The sequence below is a fragment of the Pseudomonas sp. P1.8 genome (assembly GCF_001269805.1).
In the GTDB taxonomy this organism is placed as follows: Bacteria; Pseudomonadota; Gammaproteobacteria; order Pseudomonadales; family Pseudomonadaceae; genus Aquipseudomonas.
The window spans coordinates 59,367-73,168 of record NZ_LHVM01000013.1 but is presented as its reverse complement, the minus strand read 5'-3'; the positions used below and the strand labels follow the sequence as shown (position 1 = coordinate 73,168).

The window sequence follows — 13,802 nt, the reverse complement described above, 5'->3', positions numbered from 1 at the left end:
CAATCAATCCAACGACCCCACCCGCCCGGCATCCGGCCAAAACAACGCTGCCTGCCCTTTGCGCTGGCCATTCTGGTCAATCAGCGTCCACACCTTGCCTTCATGAATCATGAAGGCATTGCCCGCCTTGTCCACCCGATAGCCGCTGTAGCCGTGGGCAATGCCGTGGGCCGTGACTTGTTCCAGCAGGGTTTGGCGCATGGCACGGTCGAGCGGCGAGGCGCTGAAGCGTGACGGCATGCCGAGAAATTCGGAGCGCGGGTATTTGAAACAGGCCAGGGTCTGTTCGTTGGCGTAGAAAAACAGCGGATCGTCCTGGGTGCCATGGGCCAGCAGGCTGTAGGGCGCGTGGGCGTGCAGCCAATGCAGGCGCTCGGCTGCGGTCAATGACTGCGGGGTCGGCAGGTGTTTCCCGGTCCAATGCCGATAAGACGCGTCGATCAGCTCAATCGCAGCAGTGTATTCATCAATCAGCAACGTGCGCCCTCCCAGGCAATCGCGATCAATCATCGCGCGTCAGCACTTCCAGCAACTCGATTTCGAACGTCAGGTTGGCGTTCGGTGGAATGCTGCCCATGGTGCGCTCGCCATACGCCAGATGCGCCGGCACCAACAGTTTGCGTTTGCCGCCGACCTGCATGCCCGGGATGCCCTGGTCCCACCCCTTGATGACCCTTCCCGTACCAATCACGCACTGGAAAGGTTTGCCACGGCTATAGGAAGAATCGAATTCGCTGCCGTCTTCCAGCCAACCGCGGTACTGGGTGGTGATTAAAGCGCCCTTGACGGCGGCTTTACCCTCGCCGATATGAAGATCGATTACCTGAAGCTCGTCATTCATTGAATTTCACTCGTCTGTTCACTCACCCAAAAGGGTCTGATGGACGCCGTTTTCCCAGATTTGCATTCGATTGGCAACCATCCCCTTTGCGCACGAAGGTTCAAGTGAAAACTGCCTGCTCTGCACCGTGCTATGACGCCTCTCGTGGACAGTGGATCTTCAGCAACCCTAACCCTTATCCTTGACGCCCTGCCGTACCAGTTGATGGAGTTTCCGTTCATGCCCCATGAAGGCAATCTGCTGCAAGCCGCTGTCGTATTTCTGTGCGCGGCCGTGCTGATCGTCCCCCTGGCCAAGCGCCTGCAACTGGGAGCGGTACTGGGTTATCTGTTTGCCGGGGTGATCATTGGCCCTTCAGTGCTGGGCTTGATCGACAATCCGCAAAGCGTCGCCAATATCTCGGAACTTGGCGTGGTATTGCTGCTGTTCATCATTGGCCTGGAGTTGTCACCCCGACGCTTGTGGGTGATGCGCAAGTCAGTGTTCGGCGTGGGTTTGGCTCAGGTGTTGCTGACCGGTTCGACGATTGGCGTGGTGGCGCTGTTTGTCTTCGGCCAGCCCTTGAACAGCGCGATTGTCCTGGGCCTCGGGCTGGCGTTGTCGTCCACCGCATTCGGCCTGCAGAGCCTGGCCGAGCGCAAGGAGCTGACCAGCCCTCACGGGCGTCTGGCGTTTGCGATTCTGCTGTTCCAGGACATCGCGGCGATCCCGCTGATTGCCATGGTGCCATTGCTTGCCGAGGGCAGTCACAGCGTCAGTGCCGCCGAGAACCTCAACCACGGCTTGCAGGTGCTGGGCAGCATTGCGGTGGTGGTGATCGGCGGACGCTATCTGTTGCGTCCGATCTTTCGCGTAGTGACCAAAACCGCGTTGCCGGAAGTGTCCACAGCCACTGCGCTACTGGTGGTGATCGGCACCGCTTGGCTGATGGAACTGGTTGGCATTTCCATGGCTCTTGGGGCCTTTCTCGCCGGCCTGCTGTTGGCGGACTCCGAATATCGCCACGAACTGGAATCGCAGATCGAGCCCTTCAAAGGCCTGCTGCTAGGGCTGTTTTTCATCAGCGTCGGCATGGGCGCCAATCTGAGTCTGTTACTGAGCGCGCCTGTCACGGTGCTGGGCCTGACCCTGCTGTTGATTGCAATCAAGCTGCCGCTGCTGTTCATCGTCGGGCATTTGGCCGGTGGTTTGAACAAGGTCAGCGCGATTCGCCTCGGGATCGTGCTGGCGGCCGGCGGTGAGTTCGCTTTCGTGGTGTTCAAGATCGGCCGCGACCATGAACTGTTCGTGCCGCAGATGTATGACCTGCTGGTGCTGACGATCACCCTGTCGATGGCGGTGACGCCCCTGTTGCTGCTGGTGTGCGCACGGCTGGTCAGCCCCAAGGTGCAACCGGTCGAAGTGCCGGAGAAATTCCGTGAAATCGATACCGATACCCCTCGGGTGGTCATCGCCGGTATGGGCCGCATGGGGCAGATCGTTGCGCGGATCCTGCGGGCGCAGAACATCAAGTTCGTCGCCCTCGATACCTCGATTGAGACCATCGAGCTGTCTCGCAGTTTTGGTGGCGTGCCGGTGTTCTATGGCGACCCGATGCGCCCGGAAATCCTCAGCGCGGCCAAAGTGGGGGAAGCCGAATTTTTCGTGATCGCTACCGACGACCCGGACACCAACATCAAGACGGCCGAGTTGGTGCGCAAGCTCTATCCGCACATGAAAATTATCGCCCGCGCCCGCAACCGCCAGCATGTACACCGCTTGATGGACGTCGGTGCGCAAGCGGTACGCGAGACTTTTTATTCGAGTCTGGAAATGAGCCGGCAAACCCTGATCGGCCTGGGGCTGACCCAGGCCCAGGCCGACTCGCGGATCAAGCGCTTCAAGCATCACGATGAACAAGTGCTCGAAGCCCAGCATGCCGTCTATGATGACGCCGCGAAGGTCCTGCAAACAGCCCAGGAAGCGCGGGAGGAACTGGCGCGCCTGTTTGAATCCGATGAGCTCCAAGAGCGAACGGCAAGCAAAGAAAGGACGCCCCAATGAGTGACTCTGACTCGACTTCGCCTGCCCTCAAGGAAATCTTCAACCTCGAGCGCCTCCAACACATCGCCACCGAAATGACGGCGGTTTATCCCGCGTTCGACGCCAAGGCATTCCTGAAACTGGCCCAATCCGGCCTGGCAGAGCTGAGCGTGATGCAGCGCATGGCCCGGGTCAGTGAATGCCTCCACGCGGTGTTGCCGCTGGACTATGAAGCTTCGGTGGACGTCCTGCGCGCCCTCGCCCCGCGCCTGAACAGCGGTTTTGTCAGCATGTGCCTGCCGCACTACGTCGCCCGCTACGGCGCTCATGCATTCGAGCAGTCGATGGATGCACTGAAGTATTTCACCGCCTTCGGTTCCTCGGAGTTCGCGATCCGGCACTTTTTGCGCAGCGACTTCGAGCGTACGCTCACGCTGATGCATGGCTGGTCGCTGGATGACAACGAACACGTGCGACGTCTGGCCAGCGAAGGCTGCCGTCCGCGCTTGCCTTGGTCGTTTCGACTGGAGCAAGTCCAGGCCGACCCGCGCCTCGCCGTCAAAATTCTCGACAACCTGAAGGCCGACACCAGCCTTTACGTGCGCAAATCCGTGGCCAACCACCTCAACGACATCACCAAGGACCATCCCGAGTGGGTGCTGGAACTGATCGAAGGCTGGTCGCTGGACAACAAACACACCGCGTGGATCGCCAGGCACGCCTTGCGCAGCCTGATCAAACAGGGGAACTCGCGGGCGCTGGCGATCATTGGCGCAAGCGGTAAGCCTGAAGTTGAGATCAGCGAGGTGCAGGTCAATCCGCCAGTGATTGGCCTGGGTGAAAAGATCACCCTGTCCTTTGTCGTCAAATCCACTGTTGAAGACACTCAGCGTCTGGTGATCGATTACGCCATCGATTACGTCAAGGCCAACGGCGGCACGTCAGCGAAGGTGTTCAAGCTCAAGGCGCTGACATTGCCCGGCATGGCCAGCGAAACGGTGAGCCGTGGGCAGCAGATCAAGGAACTCACCACCCGCAGGCATTATGCGGGCGTTCATGCGGTGCACATCATGGTGAATGGGGAGCGGCTGGCCAGCACGCAATTCGAGATCGTTTGACTGCATTTCTTCGTTAGAACCGGACCTGTAGGAGCTGGCTTGCCGGCGAATGGGCCTTGAACATGATGAAAACCTTGAGACCTCTTCGCCGGCAAGCCGGCTCCTACAGGGGATTGGGGGGCAGTAGCAGGGCTTGCTCCCGCTCACACAACTCCACCACATAATCCCACAGCACTCTTAGCCGCACAGACTTGTGCAATTCGCGGCGGGTGCTGATCCAGTAGCTGCGCTGGATGCTTTCGTCCGGCAACAACGGCACCAGATCCGGATCGGCGTTGGCCATGTAGCATGGCAGCACCGCAATCCCCAGCCCCGAACGTGCAGCCTGTTGCTGGGCGATCACGCTGGTGCTGTGGAACACCACTTGCGGGTTGCGGCAGAAGCTGTTGAGGAACATCAACTCCTGGCTGAACAGCAAATCGTCGACATAACCGATCCACGCGTGACGCCCCAGGTCTTCGCGGTTGCGCAGCGGCGGTGAACGGTCGAGATAAGCCTGACTGGCGTAGAGCGCCAGGCGGTAATCAGTGAGCTTGCGGGTGACCAGCATGTCGGCGGACGGGCGTTCAAGGTGGATGCTGATCTCCGCCTCCCGGTTGAGGATGCTGACAAAGCGCGGCACCGCCACCAGTTCCACTTCCAGCCCCGGATAGCGTTCGAACAGTCCTTTCATGCGGCTGGCGAGGAACATGATACCCAACCCCTCGGTCACGCCGACGCGGATCTTGCCCAACGGTGCCGTGGACTGGGTGATTTCCTCCTGCGCCAGCAGCGCGACGTTTTCCATGGCCTCAGCGTGTTTGAGCAACGCTTCCCCGGCCGGGGTCAATTCATAGCCCTGGGCGTGTTGAACAAACAACGCTGTGCCGAGGCTCTTTTCAATGGCCTCGATGTGCCGCGCCACGGTGGCGTGCGTGGTGTTTAACCGGCGTGCCGCCGTGAGCAAACGGCCGCTGCGCTGCAATTCGAGGAAAAACCGCAAGTCGTTCCAGTCAAACATGATTCGTCCCTGGTTGTTCGCTGTTGATGGCACTGTTTAAAAACGCACAGCGGCTGCGCAAAAACTAACATTCTTTTGACGAAAGCTAACAACTAGGATGACAGACAACAAGAACAACAAACCGAGGTCAGGGATGCAGACTTCCCTAGATGAATACGACTACATCGTGGTCGGGGCCGGGCCGGCCGGGTGTCTGCTGGCCAATCGACTGTCGAGCGATCCGCAGCACCGCGTGCTGTTGCTCGAAGCCGGGGGCCGCGACAACTATGCGTGGATTCACATCCCCGTGGGTTACCTGTTCTGCATCGGCAACCCGCGCACCGACTGGTGCTTCAAGACTGAAGCGCAAGCGGGCCTGCAAGGCCGCGCCCTGAGCTATCCCCGGGGTAAAGTGCTGGGCGGCTGTTCGTCGATCAACGGCATGATCTACATGCGCGGCCAGGCCGGTGACTACGACGGCTGGGTGGCCGAGGGCAATCCGGGTTGGGGCTGGCAGGACGTGCTGCCGCTGTTCAAGAAAAGCGAAAATCACTTTGCCGGCGATTCTGAGTTTCACGGCGCCAGCGGTGACTGGCGGGTCGAACGCCAGCGTCTGTCATGGCCGATCCTCGATGCCTTCCGCAGCGCCGCCGAGCAAAGCGGCATCGCCAGCATCGATGACTTCAACCAGGGCGACAACGAAGGGTGCGGCTACTTCCAGGTCAATCAGAAGGCCGGGATTCGCTGGAATGCGGCCAAGGCGTTTCTCAAGCCTGCGCGCAAGCGCGCCAATCTCACGGTACTGACCGGCGTTGAAGTCGACCGCGTACTGCTGGAAAACGGTCGCGCGTCGGCGGTCAGTGCCCGTTGGCAAGATCAGCCCAGGTCGTTCAAGGCGCGCAAGGAAATCATCCTGTGCGCAGGCTCCGTCGGGTCGCCGAGCATCCTGCAACGGTCCGGCATCGGCCCGCGTCCACTACTGGAGCGCCTGGGGATCGGTGTCGCCCACGAGCTATGCGGTGTGGGCGCCAACCTGCAGGATCACCTGCAACTGCGGCTGATCTACAAGCTGGAAAACGCCCGTACCCTGAACCAGATTGCCGGCAGCCTGTGGGGCAAGATGGGCATGGGCCTGCGCTACCTCTATGACCGCAGCGGCCCGCTGTCCATGGCGCCGAGTCAACTTGGCGCGTTTGCCCGTTCCGGCCCGGAACAGACTTCAGCGAACCTTGAGTACCACGTGCAACCGCTGTCGCTGGAGCGCTTTGGCGAACCGCTGCATGCGTTCCCGGCGTTTACCGCGTCGGTCTGCGATTTGCGCCCGCAAAGCCGAGGCCGGGTGGAAATCCGCTCCGTCGATCCGCAGGAAGCGCCGCTGATTCAACCCAATTACCTGAGTCATCCGCAGGATTTGCGCGTCGCCGCCGACGCCATCCGCCTGACCCGACGCATCGTGGCCGCCCCGGCCCTGAAGGCATTCAAACCGGTCGAGTACCTGCCCGGTGACAGCCTGCAAAGCGAAGAACAACTGCACGAAGCCGCCGCACGAATCGGTACGACGATTTTTCACCCGGTGGGCACCTGCCGCATGGGCAACGATGCCGCTGCGGTGGTCGATGCCCAACTGTGCGTGCGCGGCATCCCCGGTCTGCGCATCGCCGACGCCTCGATCATGCCGCGCATCACTTCGGGCAACACCTGCTCACCGACGCTGATGATCGCCGAGAAAGTGGCACAGATGATCCTTAACCCAGACACAAGGAGCGTGAAACCACCGATGGAACTGGTCGCAAACACCTGAACTCTGTACACAAACATGTAGGAGCCGGCTTGCTGGCGAAAGCGGCGTATCAGTAAACGTCGATGTCGACTCGACGATCGCTTTCGCCAGCAAGCCGGCTCCTACAGGGATGTCCGATGCATCGACAGTAGCGGCACCCGCCCACAAGGCAGGCGCCGACAGTGGAACAACAAAAACAATCACTGTGAGGGATACCGGTATGTCAGAGAACGTTCAAACCCTGGAAGCCGTGCGCAGCGCGGGCACGAGTCAGGAAACCCAGAAAGTCATCTTTGCCTCGTCCCTCGGGACGGTCTTCGAGTGGTATGACTTTTTCCTCTATGGCGCCCTCGCGGCGGTGATCAGCAAACAGTTTTTCGCCGGGGTCAACGACACCACGGCGTTCATTTTTGCCCTGATGGCGTTTGCCGCCGGTTTCATCGTACGGCCGTTCGGTGCACTGGTGTTTGGCCGGTTGGGGGACATGATCGGGCGCAAGTACACCTTCCTCGCCACCATCATCCTCATGGGCCTGGCGACGTTTTGCGTCGGGTTGCTACCGACTTACGCCAGCATCGGCATTGCCGCACCGATCATTCTGGTGGTGCTGCGCATGCTCCAGGGCCTGGCCCTGGGCGGTGAGTACGGAGGTGCCGCCACTTATGTCGCGGAGCACGCGCCCATCGGCAAGCGCGGTTTCCACACCAGCTGGATTCAGTCGACCGCGACCCTCGGCTTGCTGCTGTCGCTGCTGGTGGTACTGGGCTGCCGTTACTTCACCGGCGACCAGTTCGAAGTCTGGGGCTGGCGCATTCCGTTCCTGTTTTCCATCGTGCTGCTGGGCATCTCGACCTGGATCCGCATGAGCCTGCACGAATCGCCGGCCTTCGTGAAAATGAAAGAAGAAGGCAAGCTGTGCAAACAGCCGATTCGCGATTCCTTCGGTAAATGGGAAAACCTCAAGGTGGTGCTGATCGCGCTGTTCAGCATCAACGCCGGGCAAGCGGTGACCTTTTATGCCGCGCAGTTCTATGTGCTGTTTTTCCTCACCCAGTTCCTGAAGATGGACCCGGCGGTGGCCAACGGCTTGCTGATTATCAGCGTGACCATCGGTGCGCCGTTCTTCATTTTCTTTGGCTGGCTGTCGGACAAGGTCGGGCGTAAACCGGTGCTGATGATTGGCCTGCTGCTGGCCACTGTGTTGTATTTCCCGATCTTCAAGACCCTGGCCCACTACGCCAACCCTGCTATCGACCAAGCCAGCCGTCAGGCACCGATCACAGTGATGGCTGACCCGGCCACCTGCACCTTCCAGTTCGACCCGGTGGGCAAGGCCAAATTCGACAGCCCGTGCGACAAGGTCAAGACCTTCCTGGTCAAGCAGGGCCTGCCGTATCAAAGCGCAGCGGCCCCGGCCGGCAGCGGTGTGCAGGTCAGCGTGGGTGACGTGAAGCTAGACGGTTTCGACGAAGCCGCCCTGCGCGGTGCCGTGACCCTCGCCGGTTACCCGCAACAGGCCGACTTGCAGCAAATCAACAAGCCGATGATCGTGGCGCTGATTGTCGCGTTGATCATCATTTCCGCCATGTGCTACGGCCCGCTGGCAGCGCTGATGGTCGAGCTGTTCCCGACTCGCATCCGCTACACCTCGATGTCCCTGCCCTACCACATCGGCAACGGCTGGTTCGGCGGGTTCCTGCCGACGGTGTCGTTCGCGCTGGTGGTGTATACCGGGGATATTTTCTACGGGCTGTGGTATCCGGTGGTGATCACCGGGGTGAGCCTGGTGGTGGGGATGATCTGTTTGCGTGAGACGCGTAACGTGGATCTGGACAAGAACTGACGTCAACCCGAAACCTGTAGGAGCGAGCCTGCTCGCGATGGACTCGAAAGCGCCGTGTTCAACCAGAAAGCACGCGTTTTCGTTAACGACCATCGCGAGCAGGCTCGCTCCTACAGTGACAGTGCAAAATAGAAAAACCGTCTCAAACCTCTTCGTCGAGCAACTCGAACTTCACTTGATCCGGGTAGAACGCCACATATCCTTTAATCTGATCGACGGACACCTTGGGGTTCTCGTAGCTCCACACCGCATTGGCACCTTCATGCCCCGGCACCTGCAAGCTGAAATAGTTGGCGTCGCCCTTGTAGGGGCAATAGCTGGTGTGGTCGGTGCGCGCGTAATATTTCTCGTCGATGTCCTCGCGTGGCACGTAGTAAACCGGCGGGTAGTTGGCCTCCAGCAGTACCAACGCCCGCGCCGAAGCGGCCACCTGGATTCCGTGAAACTTCACCAACAGGCAGCCAGGCTGCTCGGCGATGGTGATGACAGGGCTAGGACCGGTGCTTTTCATGGACGACGTTCCTCATGACGGTGATGGACCTGAAGGCAAGGCAGCCGGTAACGGTCGCCGCGCCAAAATCTATGTATGCCGACCTATCAGGTATAACCCAGGTTCCGCCATCACGACGGCTTCACAGCCGAACGGGAGCCATGCTCTTCAAGCATTCAGTTGTGCCAGATAGGCCCAGGGATAGATGCCCCGCTCGTGCCCATCGCTGAATACCAGTTGCAGGCCATAGCCTTGCGGGTTCAGTTCGGTGACCCGAACCCGCGCATCGACCCTCGGCGTCAGCCCCTGCACACGAAACGCCCGGCATTGCGAACACGGACACTGGCGGCGCAGCTCGGCGTGATCGAGCCGTTGTTCCCGACCGTCCGGCCAGTTCAGGCGCAATTGCCCGGTGCTTGGCGAATTCCCTACCGACAGCGGATTCATTGCAGCTGACTCAAGGCAATGCGCACCGCTTTGCGCACCTCAGGATCGCCATCATCCTGCGCGGCTTGCAACGCGGCGATGGCCCTTTGATCACTCAATTCGCCCAAGGCCAACGCCGCTTCCTTGCGCAGATTGCTGATGCGATGGCCGAGGGTTTCGATCAGCGCATCGAGTGCGGGTGCGTAGCGCAAACGGCCCAGGCTACGGGTGGCGCGCAAACGCACCTGCCAGTAATCGTCGCCCAGGGCCTGGACCAGTGCCGGGCCGGCATCGACGTGTCCGACCTTGCCCAGGGTGGTCGCAGCTTCTTCGCGCACTTGCCAGGCCTGATCCTGCAACGCCAGGCGCAACGACGGCAGCACCTGCGCGTCGGATGCCAGACCGAGGGCGCCGGTGGCGGCGCGGCGAACTTCGGTGTCCGGGTCATTGCTGGCCAGACGCGCCAAGGCCGGCAAGGCATCGAGTTGTTTGAGCCAGCCCAAAACACCGATGGCTTCGCGGCGTACGCCAGCGTCTTCATCATTCAGCGCGTTGGCGGCCGCCGTAGCGGCATCGGCGCAACGCAGCTCGCGCAATGCCCGGAACGCGGCAATGCGCACACGGATGTCGGCATGCCCGGTCCACGGCAGAATCACCCGCCCCGCCGCTGCGCTTTTCAGCAGACTGAGGCTTTGTGCAGCGGCGGCCTGCACCGCTTCGCTCGGATCGGTCAGGGCTCGGCACAACGCTTGAACCACCGGTTCGTCCTCCCACGCTTCCAGCAGCCGCGCAGCTTCAGCGCGCACCTCTTCGGTGGGGTCCTGCGCCAGTCGGTCCACCAGCCATAGCAGGCCGTCCGGTTCTTCCAGGTCGGCCAGTTCGATCAAAGCGATCCGGCGCACGCCAGCGTCTTCATCGGTCAAGCGTGGTTGCAGGGCAAGAATGTCGTCGTTGTCGGTCAAATCAAAAAATGAAGTCATAGGGCAAACCGCGGCAGTTTGTTTTCAGGAGGCAGTCCGAGAGGGTTCAGGCGTGGCAACTGCCGACCGTCTTCGTGACGCAGGAGTTCGAGGCAATGGCGCTTCAGGCGCGAGAATTCGTGGCTCGTTACCAGTTCGGTGGTGCGTGGCCGATGGAAATCGAGGCGCAGGTCTTCGATGATCCGGCCCGGTCGTGAGCTCATGACCAACAGCCGATCGGCGAGGAACAGCGCTTCATCGATGTCATGGGTGACGAACACCACGGTGGTGCGGATGCGCGTCCAGATGTCCAGCAGCAGTTCCTGCATGTTCAAGCGGGTCAAGGCGTCGAGGGCACCAAAGGGTTCATCCATCAGCAACAGGCGCGGACGATTGACCAGCACCCGGGCGATTTCCACCCGTTGCTGCATGCCGCCGGAGAGTTGGTCCGGCCAGCGTTCGGCAAAGCCTTCGAGGCCCACCAGCGCGAGGATTTCGTCGGCTGCTTTATGGCGCTCGTGCTTGCCGATGCCGTGCATTTTCAGGCCGAAGGCGACGTTGTCGCGCACCGTTCGCCACGGAAACAGCGTGTGCTGCTGGAACACCATGCCGCGCTGCGACGAGGGTCCAGACACCGGCGCTCCATCCACCGTGAGCGTTCCGGTACGCGGTTGCAAGTGACCAGCCAGCGCGCCGAGCAGGGTCGACTTGCCGCAACCGGAAGGGCCGAGAATGCACACGAACTGGCCCGGTTCGATCTGGCAATCCAGACCTTGCACGGCTTCGAACGCCGCTTGACCTTCGCCCAGGCTGATCGACAAGCCGCGAATATCTATTCGCCCTTCAGGGTGTTGAAACACGCTCATCAGCTTTTCCCTCGTGGACGGTGCCAAGGCGTGAATAGCCCGCCCAGGCGTTTGATCAACAGGCTGCTGCCCATTCCCAGCACGCCGATCAGCAACATGCCGACGACAATGTCGGCATAGTTCTGGATGGTGTAGGACTCCCAGGTGTAGTAACCGATGCCGTACTGGCCAGAGATCATTTCTGCCGTCACCAGACAGAACCAGGAAGTGCCCATACCGATGGCGAGGCCGGTAATGATGCTTGGCGCAGCACCGGGCAAGATCACTTCCAGCAGGATTGCCCGGCGCCCTGCCCCGAGGCTTTTCGCCGAGGCGATCAGGCGTGGGTCGACGCCTTCGACGCCATGCACGGTGTTGAGCAAAATCGGGAACAACGCGCCGGTGAAGGTGATGAACACCATCGACAGTTCAGACGACGGGAACATCAGGATCGCCAGGGGAATCCACGCCACCGCGGGGATCGGGCGCAGCACTTCCAGCGGCGGCAGCAAAACGTCTTCGGCCCATTTCGAGCGCCCGATGGCCAGCCCCAAAGCGATACCGATGATCAGCGCAGCGAGATAACCGGCGAACACCCGGCCGAGACTGCTGCTCAGGTGTCGGCCGAGCTTACCGGAGTCGCCCAGCCCCAGTGCGGCCTCGATCACGGCAAGCGGCGTTGGGACGTTGGCGAAGGTCACCAGGCCGAGGTTCCAGTGGTGGCTGGCGGCGAGTTGCCAAAACAAAAGGCAGAGCAGCAGTGACGCGGCCCTGGGTATCCAGCGTGCATAGGATCGGTACACAGTTATTCCTCTCAACCAAAAAACCCGTAGGAGCTGGCTTGCCGGCGATAGCGGTAGTTAAGTCGACATCAATGTTGAATGTCCGTCAGCAATCGCCGGCAAGCCGGCTCCTACAGGTTTAGCGAACGGCCACGGCCTGGGTCGTGGCATCAGTGAAGTCGTACACCTTGCCGCCCTGCGCCGTGGCGTACTGCTGGGCCTGGCCCTTGAGCAGAAACGCACTCAAACGGCCCTTGGCATCGCTGGCAAACCACGCCTGATCCGCCAGCAATTTGATCCCGCTGTCGCTGGCCTGGGCATACACGGCGCGGATGTTTTTACCTTCCTGCTTGAGGCTGGCCAGCGCTTTGAACGCTGACTCCGCGGAGGCGTACTGGCGGACTTTCGGCTCGCCACGCACCCAGATTTCGGCCACACGGCTGAAGTCGGTGATGGCTTTGCCGCTCGCTGCATCGGTTGCCTTGAGTGGCGTTTGCTCGTAGTTCGCCAATTGCGCGGTGTAGTCCAGGTTTGAGGCCTTGAAGGCTGTGCGGATGTATTGGTCGTCGATGAAGCTGTTCAGATCGAGGCCGCGATCCGCTTTCTTCAACAGTTTGAGCGTGTCGATGGCGGTGCCGACGGCCTGGCGATATTCCGGTTTCCAGCTCAGGTCGCGGGTTTGCACACCCAGCGGGCCGTGGAACAGATAGTTGACCTCGGCATCGACGCCGGTGACTTTGGCGATCAGTTCGCTGTACTTCTCCGGTTCAGCGGCGAGCAGTTGATTGGCCTCGATGCTCGCCCGCAGGTAAGCGACGACGATTTCCGGGTACTTTTTCGCATAGCTTTGATCGACCAACGCGCCGTGGAATGTCGGCGCTGCGGCCTGGGACCCGTCGTAGATCTTGCGTGCAAAACCACGGCTGGGGAACAGTTCGGCAAACGGCACGAAGTCCGCGTGGGCGTCGATCTTCCCGGCCTGTAATGCGGAGCCGGCGACTTCCGGTGGCTGGGCGATGATGTTTACGTCTTTCAAAGGATCCCAGCCCTGAGCCGCCACGGCACGCAATAACATGCCATGGGCGGTAGACGCGAACGGCACGGAAATGGTCTTGCCCTTCAGTTCCGCCAGGGACTGCACGCCCGACGCACTCGGCACCACGATGCCGTTGCCACTGCCCTGTGTGCTGCCCGACAACACGCTGATAAACAGGCTGTGCTTGCCGGCTGTTTCGAACGCCACACCGTTGAAGGCGCCCGGGAAATCGGCCATGGCGCCGAAGTCGAGTTTGCCGGCCACCATTTCATTGGTCAGGGGCGCGCCGCTGGTGAAGTTCTTCCACTGCACATCGTATTTGGCGTCCTTGTAGGCGCCTTCATGGGGCAGGTATTTGTCCAGCAGGCCCAGTTCGCGAATCAACAGACCGCCAGCGGCGCAGTTGATTGTGGTGTCCTGGGTACCGATGGCTATGCGGATGGTTTCGGCCGAGGCCGACAAAGTGAATGACGCCAGTACCAGACCGGCAAACGCTGCACGCAACATGAGTGTATCCCCTCGAATCATTTATAGGATGTTCGTCTCCGCCACGATCAGGGCGCGGTGGGAAACGAGGGGTGTTTTTGAATCAGGCGTCCGGTGGTGGCCGGATGGCGGTTTTTCGTGGTCTGGGCTGGCCTCATCGCTGGCAGGCCAGCTCCCACAGTTATTCCGGTGAAC

The 13,802-nt window shown here is 60.8% G+C and carries 13 protein-coding genes; 4 read left to right on the top strand and 9 right to left on the bottom strand.

The features are described from left to right. Positions 1 to 3: 3 nt before the first annotated feature. Complete coding sequence (locus AD668_RS11250) at positions 4 to 510, bottom strand: MEKHLA domain-containing protein (RefSeq protein WP_082344454.1); 507 nt, start codon at positions 508 to 510, stop codon at positions 4 to 6. Then, positions 503 to 841, bottom strand: a complete 339-nt coding sequence (locus tag AD668_RS11245) for an FKBP-type peptidyl-prolyl cis-trans isomerase (protein ID WP_053158489.1) — start codon at positions 839 to 841, stop codon at positions 503 to 505. The genes AD668_RS11250 and AD668_RS11245 overlap by 8 nt, the downstream gene beginning before the upstream one ends. 219 nt (positions 842 to 1,060) lie before the next feature. Between AD668_RS11245 and AD668_RS11240 the strand changes: the two genes are divergently transcribed. Together AD668_RS11240 and AD668_RS11235 are read left to right on the top strand one after the other, a co-directional pair. After that, positions 1,061 to 2,884: a monovalent cation:proton antiporter-2 (CPA2) family protein gene (locus AD668_RS11240; RefSeq protein ID WP_053158486.1), complete on the top strand. Its 1,824-nt coding sequence runs from the start codon at positions 1,061 to 1,063 to the stop codon at positions 2,882 to 2,884. Next, entirely contained in the window at positions 2,881 to 3,981 is a 1,101-nt protein-coding gene (locus tag AD668_RS11235) for a DNA alkylation repair protein (protein WP_053158483.1), read from the top strand. The genes AD668_RS11240 and AD668_RS11235 overlap by 4 nt, the downstream gene beginning before the upstream one ends. 103 nt (positions 3,982 to 4,084) lie before the next feature. On the opposite strand, the gene AD668_RS11230 is transcribed toward AD668_RS11235, so the two are convergent. Further along, entirely contained in the window at positions 4,085 to 4,981 is an 897-nt protein-coding gene (locus AD668_RS11230; protein ID WP_053158480.1) for a LysR family transcriptional regulator, read from the bottom strand. A gap of 133 nt (positions 4,982 to 5,114) precedes the next feature. Here AD668_RS11230 and AD668_RS11225 point away from each other — a divergent pair, with 133 nt between their 5' ends. Continuing rightward, positions 5,115 to 6,761: a GMC family oxidoreductase gene (locus AD668_RS11225; protein ID WP_053158477.1), complete on the top strand. Its 1,647-nt coding sequence runs from the start codon at positions 5,115 to 5,117 to the stop codon at positions 6,759 to 6,761. Between the two features lie 199 nt (positions 6,762 to 6,960). Next, positions 6,961 to 8,583 carry an MFS transporter gene (locus AD668_RS11220; protein ID WP_053158474.1) on the top strand — a complete coding sequence of 541 codons (1,623 nt, stop codon included), beginning with the start codon at positions 6,961 to 6,963 and terminating at the stop codon, positions 8,581 to 8,583. A 142-nt stretch (positions 8,584 to 8,725) separates the two neighbouring features. Here AD668_RS11220 and AD668_RS11215 read toward each other — a convergent pair whose 3' ends face one another. The 6 genes from AD668_RS11215 to AD668_RS11190 all read right to left on the bottom strand — a co-directional run bounded on the left by AD668_RS11215 (position 8,726) and on the right by AD668_RS11190 (position 13,649). Next, a complete protein-coding gene (locus AD668_RS11215; RefSeq protein WP_053158471.1) occupies positions 8,726 to 9,094 on the bottom strand; it encodes a DUF427 domain-containing protein in 369 nt (122 codons plus the stop codon). 147 nt (positions 9,095 to 9,241) lie between these two features. Continuing rightward, complete coding sequence (locus AD668_RS11210) at positions 9,242 to 9,520, bottom strand: DUF971 domain-containing protein (RefSeq protein ID WP_053158468.1); 279 nt, start codon at positions 9,518 to 9,520, stop codon at positions 9,242 to 9,244. After that, complete coding sequence (locus tag AD668_RS11205) at positions 9,517 to 10,479, bottom strand: HEAT repeat domain-containing protein (RefSeq protein WP_053158465.1); 963 nt, start codon at positions 10,477 to 10,479, stop codon at positions 9,517 to 9,519. The genes AD668_RS11210 and AD668_RS11205 overlap by 4 nt, the downstream gene beginning before the upstream one ends. Next, entirely contained in the window at positions 10,476 to 11,324 is an 849-nt protein-coding gene (locus AD668_RS11200) for an ABC transporter ATP-binding protein (RefSeq protein ID WP_053158461.1), read from the bottom strand. The genes AD668_RS11205 and AD668_RS11200 overlap by 4 nt, the downstream gene beginning before the upstream one ends. Further along, positions 11,324 to 12,106 (bottom strand): ABC transporter permease, encoded by a 783-nt coding sequence (locus tag AD668_RS11195; RefSeq protein ID WP_053158458.1) that lies wholly within the window; start codon positions 12,104 to 12,106, stop codon positions 11,324 to 11,326. The genes AD668_RS11200 and AD668_RS11195 overlap by 1 nt, the downstream gene beginning before the upstream one ends. Before the next feature lie 118 nt (positions 12,107 to 12,224). Continuing rightward, positions 12,225 to 13,649: an ABC transporter substrate-binding protein gene (locus tag AD668_RS11190; protein ID WP_172681820.1), complete on the bottom strand. Its 1,425-nt coding sequence runs from the start codon at positions 13,647 to 13,649 to the stop codon at positions 12,225 to 12,227. Positions 13,650 to 13,802: the final 153 nt, after the last annotated feature.

Coding starts and splice junctions, on each gene's coding strand:
- AD668_RS11250 (WP_082344454.1), bottom strand. CDS start 510: ATGATTGATCGCGATTGCCTGGGAGGGCGCACGTTGCTGATTGATGAA.
- AD668_RS11245 (WP_053158489.1), bottom strand. CDS start 841: ATGAATGACGAGCTTCAGGTAATCGATCTTCATATCGGCGAGGGTAAA.
- AD668_RS11240 (WP_053158486.1), top strand. CDS start 1,061: ATGCCCCATGAAGGCAATCTGCTGCAAGCCGCTGTCGTATTTCTGTGC.
- AD668_RS11235 (WP_053158483.1), top strand. CDS start 2,881: ATGAGTGACTCTGACTCGACTTCGCCTGCCCTCAAGGAAATCTTCAAC.
- AD668_RS11230 (WP_053158480.1), bottom strand. CDS start 4,981: ATGTTTGACTGGAACGACTTGCGGTTTTTCCTCGAATTGCAGCGCAGC.
- AD668_RS11225 (WP_053158477.1), top strand. CDS start 5,115: ATGCAGACTTCCCTAGATGAATACGACTACATCGTGGTCGGGGCCGGG.
- AD668_RS11220 (WP_053158474.1), top strand. CDS start 6,961: ATGTCAGAGAACGTTCAAACCCTGGAAGCCGTGCGCAGCGCGGGCACG.
- AD668_RS11215 (WP_053158471.1), bottom strand. CDS start 9,094: ATGAAAAGCACCGGTCCTAGCCCTGTCATCACCATCGCCGAGCAGCCT.
- AD668_RS11210 (WP_053158468.1), bottom strand. CDS start 9,520: ATGAATCCGCTGTCGGTAGGGAATTCGCCAAGCACCGGGCAATTGCGC.
- AD668_RS11205 (WP_053158465.1), bottom strand. CDS start 10,479: ATGACTTCATTTTTTGATTTGACCGACAACGACGACATTCTTGCCCTG.
- AD668_RS11200 (WP_053158461.1), bottom strand. CDS start 11,324: ATGAGCGTGTTTCAACACCCTGAAGGGCGAATAGATATTCGCGGCTTG.
- AD668_RS11190 (WP_172681820.1), bottom strand. CDS start 13,649: ATGATTCGAGGGGATACACTCATGTTGCGTGCAGCGTTTGCCGGTCTG.